The sequence below is a fragment of the Streptomyces sp. Tu 3180 genome, assembly GCF_009852415.1.
Lineage (GTDB): Bacteria > Actinomycetota > Actinomycetes > Streptomycetales > Streptomycetaceae > Streptomyces.
In genome coordinates this window covers 7,132,979-7,157,286 of the sequence record NZ_WOXS01000002.1, presented here as the reverse complement: position 1 = coordinate 7,157,286, position 24,308 = coordinate 7,132,979, and the positions used below count along the sequence as shown (strand labels likewise).

The window sequence follows — 24,308 nt, the reverse complement described above, 5'->3', positions numbered from 1 at the left end:
CGCACGGCCCTCGGGGCACAGGACGGACCTCTCTCATCCGGCTTTCACCGTCGCCTCATACGGTGGGGGCATGACGCAGGTGACTCCTCCCGGGTGGTACCCCGACCCCGGGCAGCAGAATGACGGGCCGCCCACCGAGCGCTGGTGGGACGGCGGGGCCTGGACGGACCAGGTCCGTCCGGCGGGACCGGCCGCCGGCTGGGGTCCCCCGGCGGCGGGCGGCGCGGCCGGGCAGGGGTACCCGGCCCGTCCGGCGTACCCGGTGCATCCCGCGCAGACGCCGTCCGGCCGGGGGCGCGGGGTGCGGATCGGGATAGCCGTGGCCGCGGCCGTCGCCGTGCTGGCGAGCATCGGGGTCGGCGTGTACGCGTTGACCGACGACGGCGGGGGCGGCAGCTCCGCGGCCTCTCGGGGACCGGACACGGAGGACGGCGGGCCGGGCGGTGGCGGTGAGAGCCCGGGGCCGGACTCGTCCGGACCGCCGCGGGTGGAGAGCGGGTCGGTGACCGACGGGCTGAGCGGGATCAGCCTGCCCGTCCCGGACGGCTGGTACGGCCAGGAGCTCCAGGGAGGTGCCGCGGTGACGTCGGAGGACGCGTACGACTGCCCCGGCGACACCTCCAAGACCTGCACCAAGGGCGGGGCGTACTCGGCCCCGGCCCTGGCCCTGGGCACGCGCGGCTCCACCGCCGAGGAGGTCGCCAAGGCGGACATCTCCGCGAACGCCGAGGAGTCCTACGGCGGCGACTCCTACGGGGGGATCACCTCGCACGAGGTGCTCGCGTCCGAGGCGGTGACCGTGGCCGGACAGAAGGGCTACCTGGTGCGCTGGAAGGCGGTCACCGGCAAGGGCGCCGACGGGTACGTCCAGTCGCTGGCCTTCCCCTCCCCCGCGCGGCCGCAGCAGATCGTCGTGGTCCGCTTCGGCGTGGACACCGATCAGACGCAGTCCGTCATCGAGGAGATCACCGAGGGCATCGAGGCGGCGTCGGGCGGCGGCAACGGGCAGGACGTCTGACCCGGGACCCGCGGCGGCCGGGTGGGGCTCCCCTCCGCTCAAGGGGAACCCCACCCGGCCGGGGGGTGCGCGCCGCCCCCGTCCCCACGGTGCGGCGCGGTCGGGCCGCCGTCCGGTCATCCCGGGGACGGCGGACCGGGTCTCATCGCAGGCCGAGTGCCGGCAGCACGGCGGCCTCCACGAACCGGAGCAGGTAGTCCGGGTCGGCGTCGTTCCCCTCCAGGATGGGGCGGACCCGCAGCACGCCGAAGAGCTGGGCCGGGATGTACTCCAGCGCCGGGTTGCCGGCCGCGACCTCCCCGCGCTCGACCCCGCGCCGGACGATCTCCCGCAGCGCGGCGATCTCCGGCTCGACCAGCGCCTCGCGCAGCGCCCGTGCCAGTTCCCGGTCCTGGAGGACCGCGTGCCCGAGCGCCTGGAGCAGCGTGGTGTCCTTCGCCGACCACTCTCCCGCGCACCGCGCGGCCTCGCGCAGGTCCCCGGCGAGCGTGCCGGTGTCGATGCCGGCGAACCGTGCCCGCCGGCTGGCGCGGAGGGCGGCGGCGACGAACTGCGGCTTGGTCCGCCACTGCCGGTAGAGCGTGGACTTGCTGCACCGCGTGCTGGCGGCGATCCCGTCCATGGTGACGGCGTCGTAGCCGCACTCGCGGATCTGGTGCAGCACGGCGTCGAAGAACTCCTGCTCACGCTCGGGCGTGATCTTGGAGCGGCGCGAGGTGCCGACCGGCTCGGGTCGGTCCGCGGCCTGCGACGTCATCGGCTCGGCTCCCTTGCCCTTCGTCCTCTTGCCCGGTGAGCGCGCCCGGGGCGCGCACTCCAGTGTGTCCCATGCCAATCGATACGCCAGTGTACCGGTACGGGAACGTATCGGTACACTGACGTATCGGTACGGACTCGTATCGATGAGAGTCGGTACCCGCACGCGCCGACGGAGCCGGACGGTCCACGAACCGGCGGCTCCGCCGGCACCACGACAGCACCACCGCCAGCGAAAGGGCCGGGGGATGAATGCCCGCGAGGAGCCTGAACCGGCGGGGCCCGACGCATCGGCGCGCCCGCCACTCGTCCGCGAACTCCTGCTCGTGGCGGGATTCTTCCTCGTCTACAAGCTGGGCCGGCGGCTGGCGGCCGGCCACACCGGCGAGGCCTACCGCAACGGCCACGACGTGTGGGACCTGGAGCGCGCGCTCCACCTGCCCGGCGAGGGCTCCGTGCAGTCCCTGCTGCTGCACGGCGACGGGCTCGCGCACCTGGCGAACACCTACTACGCGGCCGTCCACTTCCCGGCCACCGCGGCCTTCCTGATCTGGCTCTATCTGCGCCGCCCGGCCCACTACGTCTGGGCGCGCCGGATCCTGGCGGCGGTCACCGCCGCCGCGCTGGTGCTGCACCTGGTGTTCCCCCTCGCCCCGCCGCGGCTGCTCACCGCCACCGGCCTGGTGGACACCGCGCGGGTGTACGGGCCGTCGGTGTACGGCCCGCCGCGGACCGACGGGCTGTCGAACCAGTTCGCGGCGATGCCCTCGCTGCACTTCGGATGGGCGCTGATGGTGGCGGTCGGCCTGATCGCCGTCGCCCGCGCGCGGTGGCGGTGGCTGTGGCTGCTCCATCCGCTGCTGACGCTGCTGGTGATCGTCGGGACGGCGAACCACTTCTGGCTGGACGCGCTCGTGGCGACGGCGCTGCTGGGCCTCGCGCTCGCGGTGCTGCGCCCGCCGGGGCGCACGACGGCGGCGCCGGCGACCGGAGCGGGACGCGTGCGGGCCCCGCGGACACCGGCGGAGGACCGGGCGCTCACGGGGACGGGCCGATGAGCGCCGTCCTCGTGGCCGTCCTGCTGTCCCTCGTCTCCGCCGTCGCCTACGCCGCCGCCGCGGTGGTCCAGGAACGGCTCGCCTCCCGGGCCTCCGGCACCGGCACGCCGCGGCTGCCGGCCGGCGGCGCCTGGTGGTGGGCGGTCGCGCTGAACGCCTCGGCCGCGCTGCTGCACGTGGTGGCGCTCAAGTACGGCCCGCTCACCGTGGTCCAGCCGCTCGGCGCGCTCACCCTGGTCGCGGCGGTGCCGATGGGGGCGCGGATCGCGGGGCGAGCGGTGAGCGCGGTGGAGTGGCGGGGGACGGCGCTCACCCTCGCCGGTCTGGCGGTGGTGCTGGTCACGGCGTCCGGGCCGGCGCCCGACGACGTGCTGAGCGTGTCCGAGGCGCTGGTCGTCGCGGGCGGCGCGGCTCTTGTGATCGGGATGCTGGCGTGGCCGCCTTCGCGGCCCGGCCTGCGGCACGCGATCGCGTCGGGCATCGCCTCCGGGGTGGCCTCGGCGCTCACCCAGACCGTGACGGTCGCGGTGACGGACCGGTCCGGTCCGCTGCTCGGCGTCCGGGTGGTCGCGGTGGCGCTGCTGGTGGCCGCCTTCGCGGCCGGCGGACTGCTCCTGTCGCAGACCGCCTACCGGGGCGGCCTCGGCGCCCCGCTCGCGGTGGTGACCCTGGCGAACCCGGTGGCGGCCGCGGTGATAGGCCTCTGCCTGCTCGGCGAGCGGCTCCGGGGCGGCCCGGTGGGCGTCCTGCCGGCGCTGGCCGGCGCGGCGCTCGCGTCCTGGGGCGTGCTCCTCCTGACCCGGGCGGCCTCCCACCGCGCGGGAGCACCCGCGGTCCCGAAGGCCCCGCCGGAGCCGTTCGGCCCGGTGAGCCCGGCCGGCCCGGTGGTGCCGGCCGCCCGAGGGCACCGGGCCGCGGAGGTGGCACGTCCGCAGGGACGTGTCACCTCCGCGAGCCCGTGACCCGGGCGCGTGGACCCGCCCACGGCGGCGCCCACGCCGCCGGCACCGTGCCGGAGGGCGGTCAGTCCGTCCTGATCGCCGGGTCGCTGACGCCCGGCCGGCCGTTCTCGACGTGCCCCGCGAAGCGGCGCAGGTACGCCGGGTCGGCCGGGGAGGTGACCGTCAGGTCGTACCAGCGGTGGCTCGTGCGCAGGTCGACGGTGCGGTGCACGGTGGCGCCGGGGCGGACGGCGACGGTCGCGGGGCGGCCGGTGTAGCCGTCGGCCAGCCGCAACCGGGCCGTACCGGACCCCTTATTGACGAACGTCAGCCGGACGTCGTCACCGGTGTGGCGGGCGGTGACCTCGCAGCCGGCGGACCCGTTCGCCCCCCGGAAGACACGGAGGAACCCGTTCGGGCCGTGCACGGTCAGGTCGTACGAGCCGCCGGAGTGGGCCGAGTTCCAGGTGTCCGAGATCTCCTTGCCGGCCTCGGTGGTGTAGGTCCAGGGGCCGTCGGCGCGGTTGCCGGACGTGACCAGGAAGGCGGCGCCCGCCCTGGCTCCGGAGGCGAAGGTCAGCGTGAACTTCCCGGCCGCCGGGTCGACGGAACCGTCCACCGCCGGGGCGTACTTCAGCGGACGGGCCGGGCGCAGCCCCCGCTCCTGCCGGGGCAGGCTGGGGTCGGCCGGGGGCGTGGGCCGGTAGTCGGGGTGACGGTCCCGGTCCTGCGGCTCGTAGGCGTCGGTGTCCGGCAGCCGGGCCGGCCGGCTGTCCTTGCGGGAGAAGTCGAAGGCGGAGGTCAGGTCGCCGCAGATCGCCCGCCGCCACGGCGAGATGTTCGGCTCGCGCACTCCGAACCGGCTCTCCATGAACCGGACGATCGAGGTGTGGTCGAACGTCTCGGAGCAGACGTAACCGCCCTTGCTCCACGGCGAGACGACCAGCATCGGCACGCGCGGGCCCAGCCCGTAGAAGCCCTCCCGGTGGGTGGCGCTGCCCTTGAAGACGTCCAGCGAGACGTCGACGGTGGACCGGCCCCGCGCGGCGGACTTCGGCGGCAGCGGCGGCACCACGTGGTCGAAGAAGCCGTCGTTCTCGTCGTACGTGATGAACAGGGCGGTCCTCGCCCAGACGGCCGGGTTGGAGGTGAGCGCGTCCAGGACCTGGGAGATGTACCAGGCGCCGTAGTTGGACGGCCAGTTGGAGTGCTCGGAGAAGGCCTCGGGGGCGGCGATCCAGGAGATCTGCGGCAGCCGGCCGGCCTTGACGTCGGCGCGGAGCCGGTCGAAGTAGCCGTCGCCGTTCTTGACGTCGGTGCCGGTGCGCGCCTTGTCGTACCAGGGGTCACCGGGCTCGGCGTTGCGGTACTTGTTGAAGTACAGCAGGGAGTTGTCACCGTAGTTGCCGCGGTAGGCGTCCTCGATCCAGCCCCAGTGGCCGGCCGCGTCCAGGCCGTCGCCGATGTCCTGGTAGATCCTCCAGGAGATCCCGGCCTCCTCCAGGCGCTCGGGGTACGTCGTCCAGTCGTAGCCGAGCTCGTCGTTGCCGAGGACCGGGCCGCCGCCCCTGCCGTCGTTGCCCGTGTGACCCGACCACATGTAGTAGCGGTTGGGGTCGGTGGAGCCGATGAAGGAGCAGTGGTAGGCGTCGCAGACGGTGAAGGCGTCGGCGAGCGCGTAGTGGAAGGGGATGTCCTCACGGGTCAGGTACGCCATGGTGGTGGTGCCCTTGGCGGGCAGCCAGCGGTCGTACTTGCCGTTGTGGTAGGCCTCCTGGCCGTCGGGCCAGCCGTGCGGCAGCCCCTCCAGGAACTGCATGCCGAGGTCGTCGGCCTCCGGGCGGAAGGGCAGCACCTCCGTGCCGTCGCCCTTGGTCTGGTGCCAGACCGACCTGCCGCCGTCCAGGGTCACCGGGTGCGGGTCGCCGAAGCCCCGGACGCCGCGCAGCCTGCCGAAGTAGTGGTCGAAAGAACGGTTCTCCTGCATCAGGACGACGATGTGCTCGACGTCCTCGATCGTCCCCGAGCGGTGGTTCGCCGGGAGCGCGGCGGCCCGCTCGATGCTCGCGGACAGCGCGCTGAACGCCGTGGTGGCGCCCGCGAGTTGGAGGAAACGGCGCCGGTTGACTTCGGGCATGGCGTGAGGAGCCTCTCGGAGGTGCCGGATGATGACGGAACGCGCGCGAGAGGAGTGTTCCAGGGGCGGCGAACGTCAGGGAAGGGTGCAGTGGCGCCGGCGTGAAGGTCGTCGGTACGTGAGGTGCGGCCCGCACCCGCCCGGTCACCGGGGCACGGCTCACCCCGACAGGTCCCGTGGCGCAGGGCCGCTTCGAGGGGACCTGTTCGGCGGAGGGACCGGCGGGCAGGGCGGCCGGGGCGGCCCTCGCGCTCGCCCACCGCGGCCTCCCGGTCAGCCGGACTGCCGCACCGGTTCCGGTGCCTCCGTTCGCGCGTGTGCCGCCCAGTCCACGATCCGTACCGCCGCGCCGGCGGCCTCCTCGCCCCGGCAGTGGGCGTGGTGCCTGCGGGCGATGCCGTCCAGGTCGAGGTGGGAGCCGAAGGAGGGGCGCGCCGCCAGCCGTCGTGCGTAGGCCCACAGACGGGGGTGGTCGGTGATCCGGTGCACCGCGGCGGCATCCAGGTGGTGGCGGTGCACGGTGTCCAGCTGCACCAGTGTCACCCACACCTGCACGTCCGCGAGGGTGAGTTCGTCACCCAGTACGTACTCCCGCGAGGCGAGCCGCAGCTCCAGCAGGTCCAGCGCACCCAGCAGGGCGGCCAGCGCGGTGTCACGTGCCGCCGAGTCACCACCGGGCTGCCCGGCGCGCTGGGCGGCTGCGGTGATGCCCTCCTCGCAGAGCCGCCCGACGGCGGCGATCGGTCCCCCGGCGCCGCGCGGGTGGAGGCAGGGACCACGGCCGGCGAACCGCCGGGCGAGGTCCCGCAGGATGTCGGGGGCATGGGTGCTCACGATCCGTCCGCTCCAGCCGTCGCTGAGCACCGGCGCCACGGCCGGTCCGGGGGTCCGGTGCGAACTCGCCTCGTACAGCGGGCGCAGCGCCCGGTACCCACCGCCGGGTGCGTCGGGCACGGCGGGCAGCAGCGTCACCGGCAGGGTGTCGCCGAGGCCGAGCAGGTCGTGCGTCACGGCGATCTGCAGACAGCGCGGACAGGACGGCGCGAGGTGGAGCCGGTAGCGGTGCGGCACGGCGTAGTAGCCGCTGCGCGCGTCACCGCCGATCCTGCTCCGGAAGGACGGCACGGCTGTCGGGGACGGGGCGGACATGCGTCTCCCTGGGGTGCTCGGGCACGGGCGTACGGGCATGCGGAGCCGCCGGCACACGGCGGCTCCGGCGCGGCCGGGATCGGGATGCGGTATCTGCGCGGGAGGGTCAGGCGCGACCGGAGGCCGGGCCGCCGTCGCGCGGGGAACTCGCCGCACTGCACACGCGCACGAGATCGATGTGGCGGCGGGACGTCAGCAGGGGCAGCTGCCGGACGGCGACGCGGACGTCGTCGTCTCCGGGGTCCGGCTCGGCACGGCCCATGATTCCCTACCAGTTCACTAGGATTCCCGTAGTGGAGTGTCAGGCCGTGCCCGAGCTGCGTCAAGAGGGCCGTCCGACCGGCGCCGGGACGTCTCACCACGTGAGAGGATCCCTGCCCCTCCGGTGCGGCCGGGCCATGCGGGCGGCGAGCCGCGCGCGGACCGGGCGCGCCGGCTCGCCGGCCTCCTGCGTCACCGGCTCCCCACCGGGGTCTTGCGGCCCGCGGCACTTTCCACGCGGGCCGCGGCCGTGACCGCCGCGCCCACGGCGGTCCGCCGCGGCCCCGGGTCGAGCACGGGCCGCGGCGCCTCGTGAACGACTGCGTGGCCCCACCGGGTCCGGCGCCCGGCTGTCGCCGGCGCTCGAGGCGTTCGAGCGGATGCGCGTCGCCGTCGCGGAGGCCCCGGCCGCCGCGGGCCCGGACCCGGGCGCGGACGTCAGGGCCCGTGCCGCGCGGGCGCCGTGATCGCGTCCCGCCGTGACGCCGGTCCTACCGCGCGGCCAGGAGACGTCCCGCGTTCCGCAGGACGTACCGGGCGACGTTCTCGCCGAGTGCGATCCCGGCCTCGTCGGCCGAGCGGGTGTGGATGCCGGAGAAGACCCGGGCGTCGACGTTCTCGTCCGAGAGTCGCTTCCACGTGGTGTACGTCCTGGTCACTCCGGGGGCGGTCGGGCTGGTCAGGTCGAACGGGGCGGTAGGCGGCCCCACGAGCGCCGACAACACGGTCTCCGCCGCGCCCGAGTAGGTGTTGTGACCGCTCGGGTAGTCCGGATGCGCGGGGGTGGTGTGCAGTGGTGTCCAGTCCGGGTCGGGGTCGATGGCGCCGGTGCGGATCGCCGTCACGGGGCGCCAGCGCTCGTAGGCGTACTTGGTGTCGGAGGTCGCGATCTGCGTGTCCACCAGCGCCACGTGGAAGAGCGCGACCAGGCGCGCCTGCCCGGCGACTCCCCGGTCGGTGCGCGAGAGCGCCACGCGCAGCGGCTCGGTGTAGAGGGTGAGGGAGGAGCCGAGCCAGAAGGCGGCGGTCTCGGTCTGGTGGGCGCTGCGCACCGTGCTGTCCGCGGCACCGTACGCCCGCACCTCCTCGAGGTCGGCGGCGTAGCGCCTGGAGTCCAGGGCGGGCGGCGGGCCGAGCCGGAACTGGCTCTGCGTCGTGAGCACGAACGGCTCGGCGAGGCGGTTGCCGTACTGCGCCGCGGGGGCGTAGGCGGGTGGTGTCGGCTGCCACACGCCGGGCGCCGCCGGGCGTACCGGAGCGGGCGCGTTGACGGAGGCGGGGTCGAGGCCGTCGCCTTCCCTCGATTCGAGGACGAGGTCCGCCTGTCGCTCCCCTGCCACGACGCCGCGCTCCTCCGCGGGGCCGTCGGGGATCGCGTCGAGGGTCTCCTCGTACGTCGCGTCGAGCTGCTCGGTACGGCTCGGTGCCAGCGCCACCAGTGCGCGGTGCACGGCCGCCGCGAGCGCCGCCTCCTGGTAGGCGCCGCGCTCCACACCCGCCGGCACGCCGCGGGTGGCCCGGGCCGCTGCCAGCCAGCTGACGGCCCAGATACGGTTGTTGGTGATCTGGGTGGGCGCCCCGGCGGCCGCGACGGTCTCGGCCGTCACGTCGTACCAGGTGAGCGCCGTGGTGGTGCGGTCGGCCGCGGTGGCCCGGGGTACGGCGACGGACGCGGTCAGCAGCGCCGTCGCGCCCAGGGCGACCAGGGTGGGGCGGGTTCTGAACGGACTCATACGTTCTCCTTCGGTTCCGGCGGGGTCGGTGAGGGCGGCGCGGAACGGGCCGCGCGCACGCGGGACCGGCACCGCCCGGCCGGTGAAGAGGCCGAAGCCGCCGAGCGGCCAGGGCAGCATGTTGTCGGAGCCGCCGGTGCTCCGTGGGTCACCACACCGGGCGCGGCGGAAAGCGGCGGGGGAAATCGAGGCGGCCGGGACCGGGACGGGGCCGAGGGTGCCCGGGGGGTGTCAGGCACGGGCGGACTCCGGGGTGAGCGGTGGCGCCGGGAGTACGGGTCCCCATGCGAACGGCGGGTCCGGGATCTCGCGGCGCAGCACCGGGGCGACTTCGGACTGGAACAGCTCGAGGGAGTCCCGGTGCCGGGCCTGCGTCAGCCCTCCCGCGTCGGCGTGCACGTGGAGCACGGTGTGCCCGAGCCGTTCGTGGTAGCGGCGCACCTTCTCGATGACCTGCTGCGGGCTGCCGATCAGAGCGGAGCCGCGTTCCACGAAGTCCTCCAGGGTCTCGAAGACCACGGGGAGGCCCGCCTGCCTGGAGAAGGCCAGACCGGCGTCGAAGACCGGCCGGTACGCGGCCAGTGCCTCCTGGGATGTCGGTGCCACGCAGATGCCCGCCGTGCCGGCCCCGACCGCGATGCCGGCCGGGTCGTGGCCGTAGTGCTCCCAGCGTTCGCGGTAGTGGCGGATCAGCTCGGCGTACGGCTCGACGGGATGGGTGACGTTCGCGGAGAACAGCGGGTCGCCGTGGCGGGCGGCCAGGTCGACCGACTCCTTGCTGGTGGCGCTGCCGTGCCACACCCGGACGGGCTGCTGGTACGGCCGCGGCCACACCTCCGCGTCCGTCAGCGGCGGCCGGAAACGGGTCGCCGCGGTCACCTTGTCCTGCCTCCAGAGCCTCCGGAACACCTCGTAGTGCTCGGCGTTGCGCTCCCACTGCTCCTCGGGCGTGACGTGGAACAGTTCGCGCTGGGCGGTGCCGTTGCCCTTGCCGATGATCAGGTCCAGCCGGCCCCCGGAGAGGTGGTCGAGGGTGGCGTAGTCCTCGTAGGCGCGCACCGGGTCGAGCAGGCTCAGGGTCGTCACCGCGGTGAAGAGGCGGATGCGTGTCGTCAGCGCGGCCACGTGGCTCAGCACCACGGTCGGCGCGGAGGAGAGGAACGGCCGTTCGTGCCGCTCCCCCACGCCGAAGCCGTCGAAGCCCAGTTCCTCGGCGAGCAGGGCGCTGTCGACGACCTCGCGGAAGCGCTCACGGGTCGGCTTGCGCACGCCGGTGACCGGGTCCGGGTGGTGCGCGATCAGCGTGACGGCGAGGAACTTCACGACGCCGCCCGCTCGCTGCGCGGGCCGTCCGGACGCGCCAGGCCGAGGTGGTCGCGCAGGGTCGTGCCCTCGTACTCCGTGCGGAAGACGCCCCGCTCCTGCAGCAGCGGGACGACCTTGTCGGCGAACTCGTCCAGGCCGCCCGGGGTGAGGTGCGGGACGAGGATGAAGCCGTCGCAGGCGTCGGCCTGGACCAGGTCGTCGACCGCCTTCGCGACGGTGGCCGGGGAGCCGACGAAGTTCTGCCGGTTGCCGGTGTTGATGACCAGGTCGCGGATGGACCACTTGTTGGCGGCGGCCAGCTCCCGCCACTCGCGGGCGGTCGCCAGTGGGTCCCGGTACATGCGCACCTGGGCGCGGCCCTTGGAGAGGTGGTCGTCGCCGACATGCGGGTCGATGTCGGGCAGCGGCCCGTCGGGGTCGTACGCCGACAGGTCCCGGTTCCAGACGAACTCCAGGTGCCGGAGGGCGGTGGCCCCGCTGACCTGCCGGCGGCGCACCTCGCGGGCGAGTTCCTCGGCCTCGGCGTCGGTGTCGGCGAGGGCGAAGGTCGCGGCGGGCAGGACGAGCAGCTGGTCGGGGCGGCGGCCGTACTTGGCCAGGCGGGACTTCACGTCGGTGCAGAAGGCCCGGCCCGCCTCGAGGGTGCCGTGCCGGCTGAAGACGGCGTCCGCCTCGGCGGCGGCGAACTCGCGGCCCTCGTCGGAGTCGCCGGCCTGGAAGACGACCGGGCGGCCCTGCGGGGAGCGCGGGACGTTGAACCGGCCGTGGATGTCGAAGTGCCGGCCCGTGTGCGCGAAGGCGCCGGCCTGGGCGTCCCGCAGGAAGGTGCCGGTCTCCTGGTCGGCGAGGATCTCGTCGCCGCGCCAGGAGTCGAAGAGTTCGTTCGCCGTCGCGAGGAACTCCTTGGCGCGGGAGTAGCGCTCCTCCTGCGGCAGGAAGCCGCCGCGGCGGAAGTTCTCGCCGGTGAAGGCGTCCCAGGAGGTGACGACGTTCCAGGCGGAGCGGCCGCCGGAGAGGTGGTCGAGGCTGGCGAACTGCCGGGCCACCTCGTAGGGCTCGTTGAAGGTGGAGTTGATGGTGCCGGCCAGGCCCAGGTGCTCGGTGACGGCGGCGAGCGCGGCGAGGACGGTGAAGGTGTCGGGGCGGCCGACGACGTCCAGGTCGTAGATCCTCCCGCCCTGTTCGCGCAGCCGCAGCCCCTCGGCGAGGAACAGGAAGTCGAACCTGGCGCGTTCGGCGGTCCGCGCGAAGTGCACGAAGGAGCTGAACTCGATGTGGCTGCCGGCCCGCGGGTCGCTCCACACGGTGGTGTTGTTGACGCCGGGGAAGTGGGCGGCCAGGTGGACCTGCTTCAGCGGCTTGCTCATGGTCGTGGCGTCCCTCGGCTCAGGCGGTGGCGGCGGCGAAGCGGTTGGCGGGGCGGGGCAGGCCCAGCAGGCCGCGCAGGGAGCCGGCCTCGTAGGCGCGGCGGAAGACGCCCCGGCGCCGGAGTTCGGGGACCAGCCCCCGGGTGATCGCCGGGAGGTCGTGTCCGGCGACGGCGGGACGCAGCCGGAAGCCGGTGAGACCGGCGCCGTGCCACTCCACGAGCAGGTCGGCCAGTCGGGACGGTGTCCCGGTGAAGACCGGGGCGTCACTCGTGTACGGCTGTCCCGCGAGCGCGTCGAGCCGTTCCCTGCGTGCCGTCGCGGTGGCCGGGTCCTCGTCGAGGAAGACCACCAGGTCGCCGAAGACGTGCAGGGGTTCGGCGGCTCGCCCCGCCGCTTCCTGCTCGGCGCGGATCCGGGCCACGACGGCGCGGGCCTCGTCGGCGTCGTGCGGGGTGACGTAACCGATGTCGGCGGCGCGGGCCACGAGCCGGTACGGGAGGGTGTCGTGGGCGAGGGCGGTGACGAGCGGCTGGCCCTGCGGCGGGCGGGGCGTGACGGAGGGGCCCTTGACGCTGAAGTGCCTGCCCTCGAAGTCGATGTGGTGCAGCTTGCCGCGGTCGATGAAGCGGCCGGTGGCGGCGTCGCGGATCTCGGCGTCGTCCTCCCAGCTGTCCCAGAGACGGCGCACGACCTCCACGTAATCGGCGGCTTCGTCGAACAGGTCGGTCACCGCCTGCCGGGCCGCCGGGCTGTCGTGGGCGTCGATGCGCGGGACGGTGCGGCGGCCGAAGTGCGCGGCCTCGTTCGGGCGCGCGGTGATCTGCACGCGCAGGCCCGCGCGGCCGGTGCTGACGTGGTCAAGGGTGGCGATCGCCTTGGAGATGTGGAACGGCTCGGTGTGGGTGGCGACCACCGTCGGCACCAGACCTATGTGCCGGGTCAGCGGCGCGACGCGGGAGGCGACGAGGACGGCGTCGAGACGGCCGCGTACCTGGTCGGTGCGGTCGTCCGGGTCCAGGAAGCGGGAGGACTGCGGGCCGAGTCCGTCCTCGACGGTGACGAAGTCGAGCAGGCCGCGCTCCGCCTCGGTGACGAGGTCGGTCCAGTAGGCGGCGGTGAACAGGTCCCGGGGGCGGGCCACCGGCTCGCGCCAGGAGGCCGGGTGCCAGCCGGTGCCGTCGAGGGCGACGGCGAGGTGCAGGTGACCGGGGGGAGTCGAGAACACGAGGGATGCCTTCCTGGAGGTCCGTCCGTGCGGATCGCCGGCTCGTCCGGGGCGTGGGCGCGGCGGCGGTGAGCCGACGGGTCGGGAACGACGGAGCGCGCCGGCCACGCGCTGCGGATCGGTGTGCGGCCGGGAGCGGGGGCGGACGGGGCGGCGCGGGTTCGGGGTGCGGGGGGCCTCGGCATCGCCTCGAGGGTCGAAGGCGGTCCGGGACGGTCGCACCTCGCGGGTGCGGGTTCGGGTCCGGTGGGGGCGCGGAGCCGTGCTCCTCCGCGCCCCCGGCCGGCTACCGGCCGGTCCTGGGCAGTCCGGGCGGGTTGATCTCGGACTTGGTCACGGCCTCGTCGGACAGGCCCCAGCGCTCCAGCACCTTCGCGTACGTGCCGTTCTCGATCACGTGGTTGAGCGCGTCGGCGAGCGGTTCGACCAGTCCGCTGTCCTTCTTGGTGGTGGCCGCGATGAGGCCCTGGAGGGTGGAGCCGGCGCCGGAGTACGTGCCGACGACCTCCGTCTTCCCGGTGGTGGCCGCGTGGTAGGCGGCGGTGGGGTTGGGGCCGAGGTAGAGGTCGATCCGGCCGGACTGGAGAGCGAGGTAGGTGTCGCTGTCGTTCTGGTAGTACTTGATGTCCACCGGCTTCCGGCCGGCCTTCTCGTTCTCCTTGCTCCATTCGATGAGCAGCTTCTCCTGGTTGGTTCCGCTGCTCACGGCGACGGTCCTGCCCGCCACGTCCTCGGGGCCGGTGACCTTCAGCCCGCTGCCCTTCTTCGCCTCGAAGCCCAGGTTGTCCTCGCGGTAGGTGGCGAAGTCGTACTTCTCCTTGCGTTCCTCGGTGACGGTGATGTTGCTGAAGCCGACGTCGTACTTGGCGCTGTCGAGACCGACGAAGATGTTCTCCCAGGAGACCGTGTTGATGTGCGGCTCGAGGCCGAGCACGTCGGCGACCAGGAAGGCGATGTCGGGCTCGACGCCGATGACGGTCCTGTTGTCGGTGGCGTGGAAGGTCAGCGGCGCCGCGGAGCCGGAGGAGTCGACGATCTCCAGGGTGCCTCTCTCCCGGATCGCCTTCGGGACCTTGGCCGCGATGGAGTCGACCTCGGCGGTGGTGACGCGGTCCTGGTCCGGGCTCAGGTTGATCTTCGTCCTGCCGCCCGACGCGGCCGCGACCTCGGTCGTGCCGCCGTCGGAGGGGTTGCCGCACGCGGCGAGGGCGAGGGCCGCGGTGAGTCCGAGTGCGGCGGTGGCGCGGCGGGTGGTCGAGGTGGACACAGTGGTGCTCCTTGCGTCGGAGGGCGGGGAGGGGGTCCGGCCGGATGCCGGGTTCAGAGGACCTTGGAGAGGAAGGCGCGGGTGCGCTCGTGCCGCGGGGCGTCCAGGACGGCCGCGGGCGGACCCTGCTCCACGACGACGCCGCCGTCCATGAACACCACGGTGTCGGCGACCTCGCGGGCGAAGCCGATCTCGTGGGTGACGACGATCATGGTGGTGCCGGTGCGGGCCAGGTCCTTGATGACGTCGAGGACCTCGCCGACCAGTTCCGGGTCGAGCGCCGAGGTGGGCTCGTCGAAGAGCAGCACCTTCGGTTCGAGGGCGAGCGCGCGGGCGATGGCCACGCGCTGCTGCTGGCCGCCCGAGAGCTGCCGCGGGTAGGCGTCGGCCTTGTCGGCGAGACCGACACGGCCGAGAAGCCGGCGGGCGGTCTCCTGCGCCTGGCCGCGCGGGCGGCGCAGTGCGGAGACGGGCGCCTCGACCAGGTTCTCCAGCACGGTCAGGTGGGGGAAGAGGTTGAAGTTCTGGAAGACGAACCCGATGTGGGTGCGCTGCTTCAGGACGTCCTTCTCCTTCAGCTCGTGCAGCCTGCTTCCGGAGCGGCGGTAGCCGATGAGTTCGCCGTCGATGCTGACCCAGCCGCGGTCGACCTTCTCCAGGTGGTTGATGGTGCGCAGCAGCGTGGACTTGCCGGAGCCGGACGGACCCAGGACGACGGTGACCTCGCCGGCGCGGACCCGGAGGTCGACGCCGCGCAGCACCTCCAGCGGGCCGAAACTCTTGTGGACGCCGTGGACGTCCACCATCACCTCACTCATCGGCTGTCTCCCAAGGGTCCGGGGGTCTTCAGGGCGGCGACGGGGCGGTGGCGCCGGGCCGCCTCCGCGCGCAGGGTGCGCACGAGGCGCCGGGCGCGCTGGAGGGGGGTGGGCGGCGGCGTGCGGTCGGCGCCGCGGGCGTAGCGGCGTTCGACGTAGTACTGGGCGACCGACAGCAGGGAGGTCAGCACCACGTACCAGGCGGTGGCGACCAGCAGCAGCGGGATCACCCGGCCGTTGCGGCCGTAGATCACCTGCACCTGGTAGAACAGCTCGCCGATGGACATCACGTAGACCACCGAGGTGCCCTTGAGCAGGCCGATGATCTCGTTGCCGGCGGTGGGCAGGATGGCGCGCATGGCCTGCGGCAGCACGATCCTGCGGATCTGCCGCAGACGGGGGATGCCCAGCGCCGCGGCGGCCTCCAGCTGTCCGTGGTCGACGGCGATGACGCCCCCTCGGACGATCTCGGCCGCGTACGCGGCCTGGTGGAGCGTCAGCCCGATGATCGCGGCGCCGATGGTGCCGATGAGGCTGTTGCTGTCGACGGACCAGAACACCGGCCCGAAGGGGATGCCGACTCCCAGTTCCTCGTACAGGGCGCTCAGGTTGAACCAGAACACCAGCTGGACGATCATCGGGACGGACCGGAAGATCCAGACGTAGGTCCAGGCGACGGTCTGCAGCACCGGGCTGCGCGACAGCCGCATGAAGGCGAGCACGGTGCCCAGGAGGAAGCCGAGGACGGTGGCGTAGGCGGTGAGCTGGAGGGTCACCCACACCGCCTGGACGATCGTCTCGGACAGGACGTAGGAGCGGAAGACGCCCCACTCCCAGACCGGGTTGGTGGCCAGGCCGTGCACGAACTGGGCGCCCAGCACGATCACGGCTGCGGCGGCCGTCCAGCGGGCGTAGTGGCGGGCGGGGACGACCTCGAGGGAGGCCGGGCCGTCGGGGGCGGGCGGGGCGCCGGGGCGGGTGCCCGCGGAGGCCGCGCCGGGCGGTGCGGCGTCGGTGGTGGATGCCATCGTGATGTTCCTGCTCAGCTCTCGGGTGCTCGGGCGGGTCTCATGTGTGCTCGCGCGGGTTGATGCGCGACGTCTCGATCGCCGAGGCGCTGGTGCCCCACTTCCTGAGGATCCGGGCGTAGGTGCCGTCCTCGATCAGCTCGTTGACGGCGGCCTGGAAGGCCTTGGTGAGCGGGGAGCCCTTCTTGAAGGCGAAGCCGACGTCGAGGCGGTGGTACTCGCCGAGGAAGGTGGTCCGGGACGCGGGCTGGGCCGCCTGGTGGCGCAGCCCGTTGATGGTCGACATGATCACGTCGATACGGCCCTGCTGGAGCGCGGTGAGGGTCGCCGCGTTCTCCGAGTAGACCTTCACGTCGTACGGCTTCCTGCCCGCCTCGGCGCACACGCCCTTCTGCGCGGTGAGGGTCGCCTCGAAGGTGGTGCCGGCGCCGGTGCCGATGGTCAGGCCGCACAGCCGGGTGAGGTCGGTGACCTTCGTGGTGAGGGTGGTGTCGCCCTTCCTCACCGCGAAACCCTGGCCGTCGTTGATGTAGGTGACGAAGTCGATGGTCTTCAGGCGCTCGGTGGTGACGCCGAAGTTGCCGGTGCCGACGTCGTACTTGCCGCTGCCGAGGGCGGGCAGGATCGTCTCGAAGGACGCGTCCTGCCGCTCCAGCCGGACGCCGAGGACCTTGGCCACCGCGTCGGCGAGGTCGATGTCCTGGCCCGCGGGGGCCTTGTCCGCGCCGTTCGGGTAGTACGCCCCGGGCGGGAACCCGATGGAGCTTCCGACGCGCAGCGTGCCCGCCTCGCGGACGTCGGCCGGCAGCAGGGCGGCGACGGAGTCCACCTTCCGTACGGCGGCGACCGGGTCGTCGGTCGGCGCGGGGGAGCCCTGGGCGCCCACCGCCGCCGTGCCGTCGGTGTCACCGGAGCCGCAGGCGGTCAGCGCCAGCGGCAGCAGCGCGAGGAGGGCGGCGCCGCGCAGGCGCCTTCTGATTCCGGGCGGATTCACAGGTCGGTGGCCTTTCCGGTGGACGTCGTGACGGCGAGGTGCTTCTCGAACGGCAGCGGGCCGATGGACTCCGGGTCGGCCTGCGTGTCGAACAGCGGGGTGTACCCGGTGGCCAGGTACAGGCCGCGGGCTTCCGGCTGGCGGGGACCGGTGGTCAGGTGGATCCGCCGGTAGCCGCGGATGCTCGCCTCGCGCTCCAGCTCGGCGACCACGCGTCGCGCGAGGCCGCGCCGCCGGTGCGCGGAGTGCGTCCAGATCCGTTTCAGCTCGGCCGTGGTCGCGTCGTAGCGGCGGAAGGCACCGCCCGCGACGGGTTCGCCGCGCTCCAGCAGCAGCAGGAGCAGGCCGCCGTACCGCGGGGTGAACTCCTCGTCGGGGTAGCGGGAGATCTCGGCGTGTGCGTCCTTGCCGTAGCGCGTGGAGTACTCGTGGCCGAGTTCGCGGAGCAGGGGTCTCACACGCGGGTCGGACACCGGTACGTGAACGACCGTCAGATCCGTTTTCCTGCCCGGCGCTTGAGCCGCGGACGTCATTCGCCCACCGCCGCGAGGCTGCGCGTACCGCGTGCCAGGCGTTCGGCGTCGCGCCTGGCGACCTCCTCGCGGACGATCGGGATCACGTGGCGGCCGAAGTCGACGGCGTCGTCCAGCAGGTCGTAGCCGCGGGCGGAGAGGATGTCGACGCCGAGGTCGTAGTAGTCGAGGAGCGCCCGGGCCACCGTCTCCGGGGTGCCGACCAGGGCGTTGGAGTTGCCCGCGCCGCCGGTGGCGGCGGCGGTCGGGGTCCACAGGGCGCGGTCGTAGCGCTCGCCCGCCTCGGCGATGGCGATCAGCCGCTGGGAACCGGTGTTCTCCGGAGCGCCGCTGCGGTGGTGCCGTACGAGCCCCGCCTCGCGCCGTTCCCGGATGGCGCCGAGGGTGCGGTGGGCCTTCTCCCAGGCCAGTTCCTCGGTCGGGGCGATGATCGGGCGGAAGGCGACCTGGATGCGGGGCACGTCGGTGCGGCCCGCGGCCTTCGCGGCGGCCTTCACGTTCTCGATCTGCTCGGCGGTCCTGGCCAGGGGCTCGCCCCACAGGCAGTAGATGTCGGCCTCGGCGCCGCCGGCCTCGTACGCGGCGGGGGACGAGCCGCCGAACGACACCTGCGGGCGGGGCTGTTGGACCGGGAAGACGTCGCTGACGAAGTCGTGGAAGCGGTAGTGCTCGCCCTCGTGGTCGAAGGGCTCGTGGGTGGTCCAGATCTTCTTGACGATCCGGATGTACTCGCGGGTGCGGGCGTAGCGCTCGTCCTTGGGGAGGGTGTCGCCCTCGCGGGCCTGCTCGTGGTCGTTGCCGCCGGTGATGAAGTGCACGGTCAGCCGGCCCTCGCTGATCCGGTCGAGGGTGGCGAAGGTCTTCGCGGCGAAGGTGGGGTACGAGACGTTGGGCCGGTGGGCGAGCAGGATCTGCAGGCGGTCCAGCCTGCTCGCGACGTACGCGGCGGCCGGCGCGGGGTCCGGCGACCCGGAACCGTAGGCGAACAGCACCCGGTCCCAGCCGTGGTCCTCGTGGGCCCGGGCGAGACGGAGCGTGTACTCCTTGTCGAAGGCGGCGCCGGAGCGGGGCGTGGTTTCGGAGCCGTCGTTGGTGGCGGCGATGCCGAGGAACTCCACGGGCATGGGTGATGGCCTTTCAGGGAATGCGGCGGCACGCGGACACGGATCGACGGCCGTGCTCGCGAACGGTGCGGTGACAGGCGAGGTGTGGTGACGGACCGTCAGATCGACGGTCCGGTACAGGCGTGACGACGCCGGGCGTCGGGGGAAACAGCGGTGCGGCAGCGCGCGCAAGGGGAGGGTTCGGCCCGCGACGGGGTCACCGAAGGAGGGAAGGGCCGGTCAGACGGCCCGCTGCCGAGTCAGGCGCAACACGCCGCGGACCACACCCGACCGAAGTCGATGTGGTCGCGCGAGACCAAGCGCTGCTGGGCATCCATGCGGACCATTGAGCAGGACATCCCGCGTCCCGTCAAGCAGCGCCCGGATGCCGGACCGTCTTCTCCGGGCCTCCTCCGCGTTGTTGACACATCCACGCCGTGGGCACATACGATCGACGACGGAACGGCTCCGCCCGCGCGGCAGCCCCTCCGGCCGCGTTGAGGGACGCGGCGCACGTGACGACGCCCCACCCCGGCCGCACCGCCCCGCGCAGCGCCTGTGCCGCTGCGCTCCCCGCGGGTGCCACCGGATGGTCACCCACGCCTGCGATTCCCTCCCCCGGAGAGCCTCCCGATGGTCATGCCTTCCGACGTCACGTCCGCCCCCGCCGGGAAACTCCCGGAGCGCGCGGACACCACCGACCCCGACCTGCCGCGGATCGTGCCGCGCCGGCACATCGGCCGCTGGGCCACCGCTGCCGCCGCACTGCTGGTGTTCGCGATGGTGCTCAACTCCGTCGTCCACAACCGGGCTTTCCGGTGGGACGTGGTGGGGCGCCACTTCACCACCGCCGCCGTCCTCGACGGGCTGCTGCTCACCCTGTGGCTGACCGGTGCGGTGATGGTGCTCGGTTTCCTGCTCGGCACCGTGCTGGCGGTGATGCGGCTGTCGGGCAATCCGGTGCTGCGCACGCTGAGCTGGGGCTACGTGTGGATCTTCCGGTCCACACCGCTGCTGGTGCAGCTGCTGTTCTGGTTCAACATCGGCGCCCTGTACCCGGCACTCGGGCTCGGCGTCCCGTTCGGACCGGAGTTCGTCACCGTCGAGACGGTCAACCTGCTCGGCCCCACCCTCACCGCCGTCATCGGCCTGACCCTGCACGAGAGTGCCTACGCCGCCGAGGTGGTGCGCGGCGGCATCCTCTCCGTCGACCCCGGTCAGACCGAGGCGGCCCAGGCGCTCGGCCTGAGCGGACGCCGCACCCTGCGCCGCGTCGTCATCCCGCAGGCGATGCGCTCCATCGTGCCGACCGCCGGGAACATGCTGATCGGCACCCTCAAGGGCACCAGCATCGTCAGCGTGCTGGCCGTGCACGACCTGCTGTACTCGGTGCAGCTGATCTACAACCAGACCTACCAGGTCATTCCGTTGCTGATGGTCGCCACGCTCTGGTACGTCGCGGTCACCAGCGTGCTCAGCGCGGGTCAGTACTACGTCGAGCGGTACTACGCCCGCGGCGACTCCCGCACGCTCCCGCCCACCCCGCTGCAGCGGCTGCGCGGCCGGCTCTCCGCCGCACGCACCCGGCTGAGCGCGGCGACGGCCCCCGACGCCCGCCCCGCGACCGGCGGTGACCGGTGAGCGGCACCCCCTCCACGGCCGTCCTGGTCGTCGTCGGTGCGGGCCCGCGGGCCACCGGCCTGCTGGAGCGCATGGCGGCCAACGCCCCCGAACTGTGGGACGACGCCCACCGGTTGCACATCCACCTGGTGGACCCGCACCCGCCCGGCCCGGGCCGGGTCTGGCGGCACGAGCAGTCACCGCTGCTGCGGATGAACTCCATGGCCGAGGACGTCACCATGTTCACCGACGAGTCCGCCACGATCGAGGGCCCGGTGCGGCCGGGTCCTTCCCTGGCCGAGTGGGCCGCCCAGTTCTCCGGCCGGGGCCCGCGCCACGCGCCGTTCGCCGAGCCCGCCGACCCCCGCGTACTCGCCGAACTGCGCACCCTGAGCGGGACCGACTTCCCCACCCGCCGCGCCCAGAGCGCCTACCTGGACTGGGTGTTCCGCCGGGTGCTGGCCGAACTGCCGCCCTCCGTCACCGTCGAGTGGCACCGCGCCACCGCGACCGCCGTCACCGGCCCCCCGGACGGTCCGCAGCGGGTGCACCTGGCCGGCCGCCCCACCCCGCTCACCGCCGACCTGGTGGTCCTCGCCCAGGGGCACATCGGCTCCACCCCCGCCGCCGAGCACCGCGACCACGCCGCGTTCGCCCGCCGCCACGGCCGCTTCCACCTCCCGCCCGAGTTCTCCGCCGACGCCGACCTGTCCGGGCTGCGCCCCGGCGAACAGGTCGTCGTGCGCGGCTTCGGGCTGGCCTTCATCGACCTGATGGTGCTGCTCACCGAGGGTCGCGGCGGCACGTACCGCACCGAGGCCGACGGCACGCTCACCTACCTCCCGTCCGGCCGTGAGCCCGTCCTGCACGTCGGGTCGCGGCGCGGGGTGCCGTACCACTCCAAGACCCGCTACCGGCTCCGGGGTCCCCGGCCCGCCCTGCCGCGCCACTTCGGGCCCGAAGCGGTCGACGCCCTGCTCGCCGGGGCCCGCCCGCTGGACCTGCGCCGCGACGTGTGGCCGCTGATGGCCAAGGAGATCGGATTCGGCCACTACCACGAGCTGTTCCACGCGCACCCCGACCGCACGGCCCTGGCCTGGTCCGACTTCGCCGCCGCCTACGACCGCCTCGACTGGTACTCGGACGACATGGCCGCCCTCGTCACCGAGGCCGTGCCCGACCCGGCGGACCGACTGGACCTCGAGGCCCTCGACCGCCCGCTGGACGGCCTGTCCTTCCCCACACCGGACGCCTTCCGGGACCACCTGCTCGACCACATCGCCCAGGACGTCGCCCGCCGCGAGGACCCGGGGTTCAGCGCCGACCTCGGCGCGTTCCTCGCCCTGCTCTCCGTCTACGGCCAGCTGCCCCGCCTCGTCGCCTCCGGTCGTCTCACCGCCCGCTCCGTCGCCGACGACCTCGACGGCTGGTGGCACGGCTTCTTCAGCTTCCTCGCCTCCGGCCCGCCCGGCTTCCGTCTGCGCCAGCTCCTCGCGCTGTCACGGGCCGGCGTCGTCCGCTTCGTCGGCGCCGGCATCCGGATCGGCACCGACGAAGCCACGGGCACGTTCACCGCGACCAGCCCCACCGTCCCCCGCCGCACCGTCCACGCCACGGCCCTGATCGAGGCGTACCTGCCCGGTCCTTCCCTGGCCCGCACCGAGGACCCGCTCCTGCGCGGCCTGTACCGGGAGGGCGCGCTCGCCGAGGAGGTCATCGCCGACCCCGCCCACACCCACCGCTCCGGTCTCCTGACCGTCTCCCCCGCCGACGGCCACCTCGTCGACCCCGCCCTGGGCGGCCCCCACCCCCGCCGCATCGCCCTCGGCGCCCCCACCAACAGCCGGGCCGTCGCCGCCTTCGCCCGCCCGCGCACCGACGCCCCGGCCTTCCGCCAGAACGACGCGGTGGCCCGCGGGCTCCTGCGCGCCCTGAGCGCCGTCGGGACCGGGACGGCGACGCCTCCCGGGGACGGGCGGCCTCTCAGAGTGTAAGAACTTCCCTACTTTTCCTATCGAATTACTAGGGAAACCTTGACTGTGTACAGCAGAAATGCGCAGCATGATGAACATGTCCCCCGGGAAGCAACGACTCGTTCGCCGCCGGCATGTCGACTTCGGTCACGTCGCCGGCGCCGCCCGCCGTCAGGCGTGAGCCGTGAGGCACACGGCCCGCGCGTTCGCCCGTGTCGCTCCGCCCTCCCTTCCCGGGCGGTCGGGCGGATCCGCCCACCGCGCCTGACGGACCGACACCCTCCCGAGGGACACCCCCCATGACCACGGCACTTGCGGCCCGGGCCGCTCCGAACGACCGGTCACGTCCCGGCGCGCCCCGCCTTCACCCGGCGGGCGGCGCCGCACGCCACGCCGCCGGGGCGGACGGACCCGGACCCGTCCGGCTGGCGCCGGAGGTGCCGGCACGTTTCGTTCCGCCTCCCCGCCACCCGCGTCCACACGAGCGGCCGGCGGCCGCCGTCCGGGGCCACGACCACGTCGGCGACGGCCGCACCGCGGACGTCCCCCTCGCCCGCCCGCACCGCGGACCGGGCGAGGCCCACCGGCACCCGATCGCCACCGTTCGGCGCACGGGCCGCACGGACGCGCCCGACCAGGAGAGCCCCGACGCCGCACTCCGCGGCCGACCTCGAGGAGACCACTTCCATGGGCCTTGCCACCGCGCCGTCCCACCCCACCTCGCCGCCCGACCGCACCGGACCCGGCCGCGCGCACTGGCTGCGCGTGGCCCGCGAGGCGGGGGACGACCTGGCCACGGACGCGGTGGCCAGGGAGCAGGCGGGCAAGGCCCCGGCCGACGAGGTGTCCCGGTTGCGCGAGGCGGGACTGCTGACGCTCCTGGTGCCGGCCGGATCCGGGGGAGGCGGCGCGGACTGGCCCACGGCCTACGCCGTCGTCCGGGAGATCGCCACGGCCGACGGCGCGATCGGGCAACTGCTCGGCTGTCACTACTTCCTGTCGTGGAGCGCCCGGTTCTTCGCCGGGCCCGCCCTCGCCGCACGGACCGAGGAGCGGTCCGCGGCCGAGGAGTGGTGCTGGGGTGGCGGTTTCGCCCTCCGGGAGCCCCCTCTGAGGCTGGCCAGGACCTCCCGCGGCCTGGTGCTCGACGGCCGGCAGAGCTACACCACCGGGGTCCTGGTCGCCGACCGCCTCGCCGTGCGCGCCGTGCGGGAGGACACGGGTGAACCCCTCGCCGTCGTGGTGGACCCCACCCGTCGCGGCGTCCGGATCGACGACGACGCCGACACCTTCGGCCAACGGCTCGCGGGCGGCGGCAGCGTGGAGTTCGACGACGTACCGGTCGCCGACGACGACGTGCTCGGCTCCCTGTCCGCGGACGAGGACTTCCTGTCGCCCCGGGCCGCCCTGGCGTTGCCGTTCGGGCACCTCGTCTCCGTCCAGCTCCTCCTCGGCATGGCCGAGGGAGCGCTCGCCGAAGCCCGTGAGTACAGCAGGGCGGGCCACGCCCCCTGGCACCCCGCCCGGCCGGCCGGCACTCCCCGCGACCCGCAGCTGCTGACCGCCTACGGGGAACTCACCGTCCTCACCCGCTCCGCGTCCGCACTCGCCGATCAGGCGACGGAAGCCGTGCAGGGCGCGCTGGCGCTCGGCGAGGACCTCACCTACGACGAGTACGCGGACGCCTCCGCCCTCGTGGCCATGGCCGAAGCCGCCGCCTCCCGAGCCGCGCAGGAGTCCACCACCCGCGCCCTCGACATCATCGGTCCCCGCTCCACCTCCACACGGCTGGGCCTGGACCGCTTCTGGCGCAACGCCCGGACCCACACCCTGTACGAGCCCGTCGCCCACCGGCTCCGCGACGTCGGGGACTACTTCCTCAACGGCGCCCACCCCCCGTTCGTCCTGCCCGCCTGACCCGGAGGCGGTGACGCCCGGGAACCGATTCCGCGGCATCCCCGCACCCGTGACCTGCGCCGCGGCGGATGCCGGCCGGAG

At 73.8% G+C, this 24,308-nt stretch carries 20 protein-coding genes; 6 read left to right on the top strand and 14 right to left on the bottom strand.

The genetic code is table 11. The features are described from left to right. The first annotated feature begins 70 nt into the window (after nucleotides 1-70). Nucleotides 71-1,018 (top strand): DUF2510 domain-containing protein, encoded by a 948-nt coding sequence (locus GL259_RS32640; RefSeq protein ID WP_159536863.1) that lies wholly within the window; start codon nucleotides 71-73, stop codon nucleotides 1,016-1,018. 142 nt (nucleotides 1,019-1,160) lie between these two features. Here GL259_RS32640 and GL259_RS32635 read toward each other — a convergent pair whose 3' ends face one another. Beyond that, a complete protein-coding gene (locus GL259_RS32635) occupies nucleotides 1,161-1,775 on the bottom strand; it encodes a TetR/AcrR family transcriptional regulator (RefSeq protein ID WP_159536862.1) in 615 nt (204 codons plus the stop codon). 247 nt (nucleotides 1,776-2,022) lie between these two features. On the opposite strand from GL259_RS32635, the gene GL259_RS32630 reads away from it, so the two are divergent. Continuing rightward, nucleotides 2,023-2,832 (top strand): phosphatase PAP2 family protein, encoded by an 810-nt coding sequence (locus tag GL259_RS32630; protein ID WP_159536861.1) that lies wholly within the window; start codon nucleotides 2,023-2,025, stop codon nucleotides 2,830-2,832. Then, complete coding sequence (locus GL259_RS32625; protein WP_243762453.1) at nucleotides 2,829-3,794, top strand: hypothetical protein; 966 nt, start codon at nucleotides 2,829-2,831, stop codon at nucleotides 3,792-3,794. The genes GL259_RS32630 and GL259_RS32625 overlap by 4 nt, the downstream gene beginning before the upstream one ends. A 61-nt stretch (nucleotides 3,795-3,855) precedes the next feature. Here GL259_RS32625 and GL259_RS32620 read toward each other — a convergent pair whose 3' ends face one another. From GL259_RS32620 to GL259_RS32565, 13 genes are all read right to left on the bottom strand, one after another. Further along, nucleotides 3,856-5,910 (bottom strand): phospholipase C, phosphocholine-specific, encoded by a 2,055-nt coding sequence (locus GL259_RS32620; RefSeq protein ID WP_159536860.1) that lies wholly within the window; start codon nucleotides 5,908-5,910, stop codon nucleotides 3,856-3,858. A 273-nt stretch (nucleotides 5,911-6,183) separates the two neighbouring features. Further along, complete coding sequence (locus tag GL259_RS32615) at nucleotides 6,184-7,059, bottom strand: glutathione S-transferase C-terminal domain-containing protein (RefSeq protein ID WP_159536859.1); 876 nt, start codon at nucleotides 7,057-7,059, stop codon at nucleotides 6,184-6,186. A gap of 106 nt (nucleotides 7,060-7,165) precedes the next feature. Continuing rightward, entirely contained in the window at nucleotides 7,166-7,321 is a 156-nt protein-coding gene (locus GL259_RS37810; RefSeq protein WP_166461585.1) for a hypothetical protein, read from the bottom strand. A gap of 490 nt (nucleotides 7,322-7,811) precedes the next feature. Beyond that, complete coding sequence (locus GL259_RS32610) at nucleotides 7,812-9,053, bottom strand: vanadium-dependent haloperoxidase (RefSeq protein ID WP_159536858.1); 1,242 nt, start codon at nucleotides 9,051-9,053, stop codon at nucleotides 7,812-7,814. A 231-nt stretch (nucleotides 9,054-9,284) separates the two neighbouring features. Further along, nucleotides 9,285-10,376 carry an LLM class flavin-dependent oxidoreductase gene (locus GL259_RS32605; RefSeq protein ID WP_159536857.1) on the bottom strand — a complete coding sequence of 364 codons (1,092 nt, stop codon included), beginning with the start codon at nucleotides 10,374-10,376 and terminating at the stop codon, nucleotides 9,285-9,287. Next, nucleotides 10,373-11,746, bottom strand: coding sequence for an NtaA/DmoA family FMN-dependent monooxygenase (locus tag GL259_RS32600; RefSeq protein ID WP_159536856.1), 1,374 nt, complete (start codon nucleotides 11,744-11,746; stop codon nucleotides 10,373-10,375). The genes GL259_RS32605 and GL259_RS32600 overlap by 4 nt, the downstream gene beginning before the upstream one ends. 19 nt (nucleotides 11,747-11,765) lie before the next feature. Next, nucleotides 11,766-12,974, bottom strand: coding sequence for an LLM class flavin-dependent oxidoreductase (locus GL259_RS32595; RefSeq protein WP_159536855.1), 1,209 nt, complete (start codon nucleotides 12,972-12,974; stop codon nucleotides 11,766-11,768). Between the two features lie 286 nt (nucleotides 12,975-13,260). Continuing rightward, nucleotides 13,261-14,241 (bottom strand): ABC transporter substrate-binding protein, encoded by a 981-nt coding sequence (locus GL259_RS32590; protein ID WP_159536854.1) that lies wholly within the window; start codon nucleotides 14,239-14,241, stop codon nucleotides 13,261-13,263. A gap of 53 nt (nucleotides 14,242-14,294) precedes the next feature. Beyond that, nucleotides 14,295-15,059 (bottom strand): amino acid ABC transporter ATP-binding protein, encoded by a 765-nt coding sequence (locus GL259_RS32585; protein ID WP_159536853.1) that lies wholly within the window; start codon nucleotides 15,057-15,059, stop codon nucleotides 14,295-14,297. Continuing rightward, nucleotides 15,056-16,087 (bottom strand): amino acid ABC transporter permease, encoded by a 1,032-nt coding sequence (locus tag GL259_RS32580; protein WP_159536852.1) that lies wholly within the window; start codon nucleotides 16,085-16,087, stop codon nucleotides 15,056-15,058. The genes GL259_RS32585 and GL259_RS32580 overlap by 4 nt, the downstream gene beginning before the upstream one ends. A gap of 40 nt (nucleotides 16,088-16,127) precedes the next feature. Next, entirely contained in the window at nucleotides 16,128-17,081 is a 954-nt protein-coding gene (locus GL259_RS32575; RefSeq protein WP_159536851.1) for an ABC transporter substrate-binding protein, read from the bottom strand. Next, nucleotides 17,078-17,614 (bottom strand): GNAT family N-acetyltransferase, encoded by a 537-nt coding sequence (locus tag GL259_RS32570; RefSeq protein ID WP_159536850.1) that lies wholly within the window; start codon nucleotides 17,612-17,614, stop codon nucleotides 17,078-17,080. Before GL259_RS32570 ends, GL259_RS32575 begins: the two co-directional genes overlap by 4 nt. Further along, complete coding sequence (locus tag GL259_RS32565; protein ID WP_159536849.1) at nucleotides 17,611-18,738, bottom strand: LLM class flavin-dependent oxidoreductase; 1,128 nt, start codon at nucleotides 18,736-18,738, stop codon at nucleotides 17,611-17,613. Before GL259_RS32565 ends, GL259_RS32570 begins: the two co-directional genes overlap by 4 nt. 618 nt (nucleotides 18,739-19,356) lie before the next feature. On the opposite strand from GL259_RS32565, the gene GL259_RS32560 reads away from it, so the two are divergent. The 3 genes from GL259_RS32560 (at nucleotide 19,357) to GL259_RS32550 (ending at nucleotide 24,227) form a co-directional block, all read left to right on the top strand. Further along, a complete protein-coding gene (locus GL259_RS32560) occupies nucleotides 19,357-20,358 on the top strand; it encodes an amino acid ABC transporter permease (RefSeq protein ID WP_243762452.1) in 1,002 nt (333 codons plus the stop codon). Next, nucleotides 20,355-22,331: an FAD/NAD(P)-binding protein gene (locus tag GL259_RS32555; RefSeq protein ID WP_159536847.1), complete on the top strand. Its 1,977-nt coding sequence runs from the start codon at nucleotides 20,355-20,357 to the stop codon at nucleotides 22,329-22,331. Before GL259_RS32560 ends, GL259_RS32555 begins: the two co-directional genes overlap by 4 nt. A gap of 666 nt (nucleotides 22,332-22,997) precedes the next feature. After that, nucleotides 22,998-24,227: an acyl-CoA dehydrogenase family protein gene (locus tag GL259_RS32550; RefSeq protein WP_159536846.1), complete on the top strand. Its 1,230-nt coding sequence runs from the start codon at nucleotides 22,998-23,000 to the stop codon at nucleotides 24,225-24,227. Nucleotides 24,228-24,308 lie beyond the last annotated feature (81 nt).

Excerpts from the sequence above, each read along its gene's own strand:
- GL259_RS32550 (WP_159536846.1), top strand. The coding sequence starts at position 22,998 with ATGGGCCTTGCCACCGCGCCGTCCCACCCCACCTCGCCGCCCGACCGC.
- GL259_RS32600 (WP_159536856.1), bottom strand. The coding sequence starts at position 11,746 with ATGAGCAAGCCGCTGAAGCAGGTCCACCTGGCCGCCCACTTCCCCGGC.
- GL259_RS32620 (WP_159536860.1), bottom strand. The coding sequence starts at position 5,910 with ATGCCCGAAGTCAACCGGCGCCGTTTCCTCCAACTCGCGGGCGCCACC.
- GL259_RS32640 (WP_159536863.1), top strand. The coding sequence starts at position 71 with ATGACGCAGGTGACTCCTCCCGGGTGGTACCCCGACCCCGGGCAGCAG.
- GL259_RS32610 (WP_159536858.1), bottom strand. The coding sequence starts at position 9,053 with ATGAGTCCGTTCAGAACCCGCCCCACCCTGGTCGCCCTGGGCGCGACG.
- GL259_RS32585 (WP_159536853.1), bottom strand. The coding sequence starts at position 15,059 with ATGAGTGAGGTGATGGTGGACGTCCACGGCGTCCACAAGAGTTTCGGC.
- GL259_RS32615 (WP_159536859.1), bottom strand. The coding sequence starts at position 7,059 with ATGTCCGCCCCGTCCCCGACAGCCGTGCCGTCCTTCCGGAGCAGGATC.
- GL259_RS32625 (WP_243762453.1), top strand. The coding sequence starts at position 2,829 with ATGAGCGCCGTCCTCGTGGCCGTCCTGCTGTCCCTCGTCTCCGCCGTC.
- GL259_RS32630 (WP_159536861.1), top strand. The coding sequence starts at position 2,023 with ATGAATGCCCGCGAGGAGCCTGAACCGGCGGGGCCCGACGCATCGGCG.
- GL259_RS37810 (WP_166461585.1), bottom strand. The coding sequence starts at position 7,321 with ATGGGCCGTGCCGAGCCGGACCCCGGAGACGACGACGTCCGCGTCGCC.
- GL259_RS32635 (WP_159536862.1), bottom strand. The coding sequence starts at position 1,775 with ATGACGTCGCAGGCCGCGGACCGACCCGAGCCGGTCGGCACCTCGCGC.
- GL259_RS32570 (WP_159536850.1), bottom strand. The coding sequence starts at position 17,614 with ATGACGTCCGCGGCTCAAGCGCCGGGCAGGAAAACGGATCTGACGGTC.
- GL259_RS32560 (WP_243762452.1), top strand. The coding sequence starts at position 19,357 with ATGCCTTCCGACGTCACGTCCGCCCCCGCCGGGAAACTCCCGGAGCGC.
- GL259_RS32580 (WP_159536852.1), bottom strand. The coding sequence starts at position 16,087 with ATGGCATCCACCACCGACGCCGCACCGCCCGGCGCGGCCTCCGCGGGC.
- GL259_RS32565 (WP_159536849.1), bottom strand. The coding sequence starts at position 18,738 with ATGCCCGTGGAGTTCCTCGGCATCGCCGCCACCAACGACGGCTCCGAA.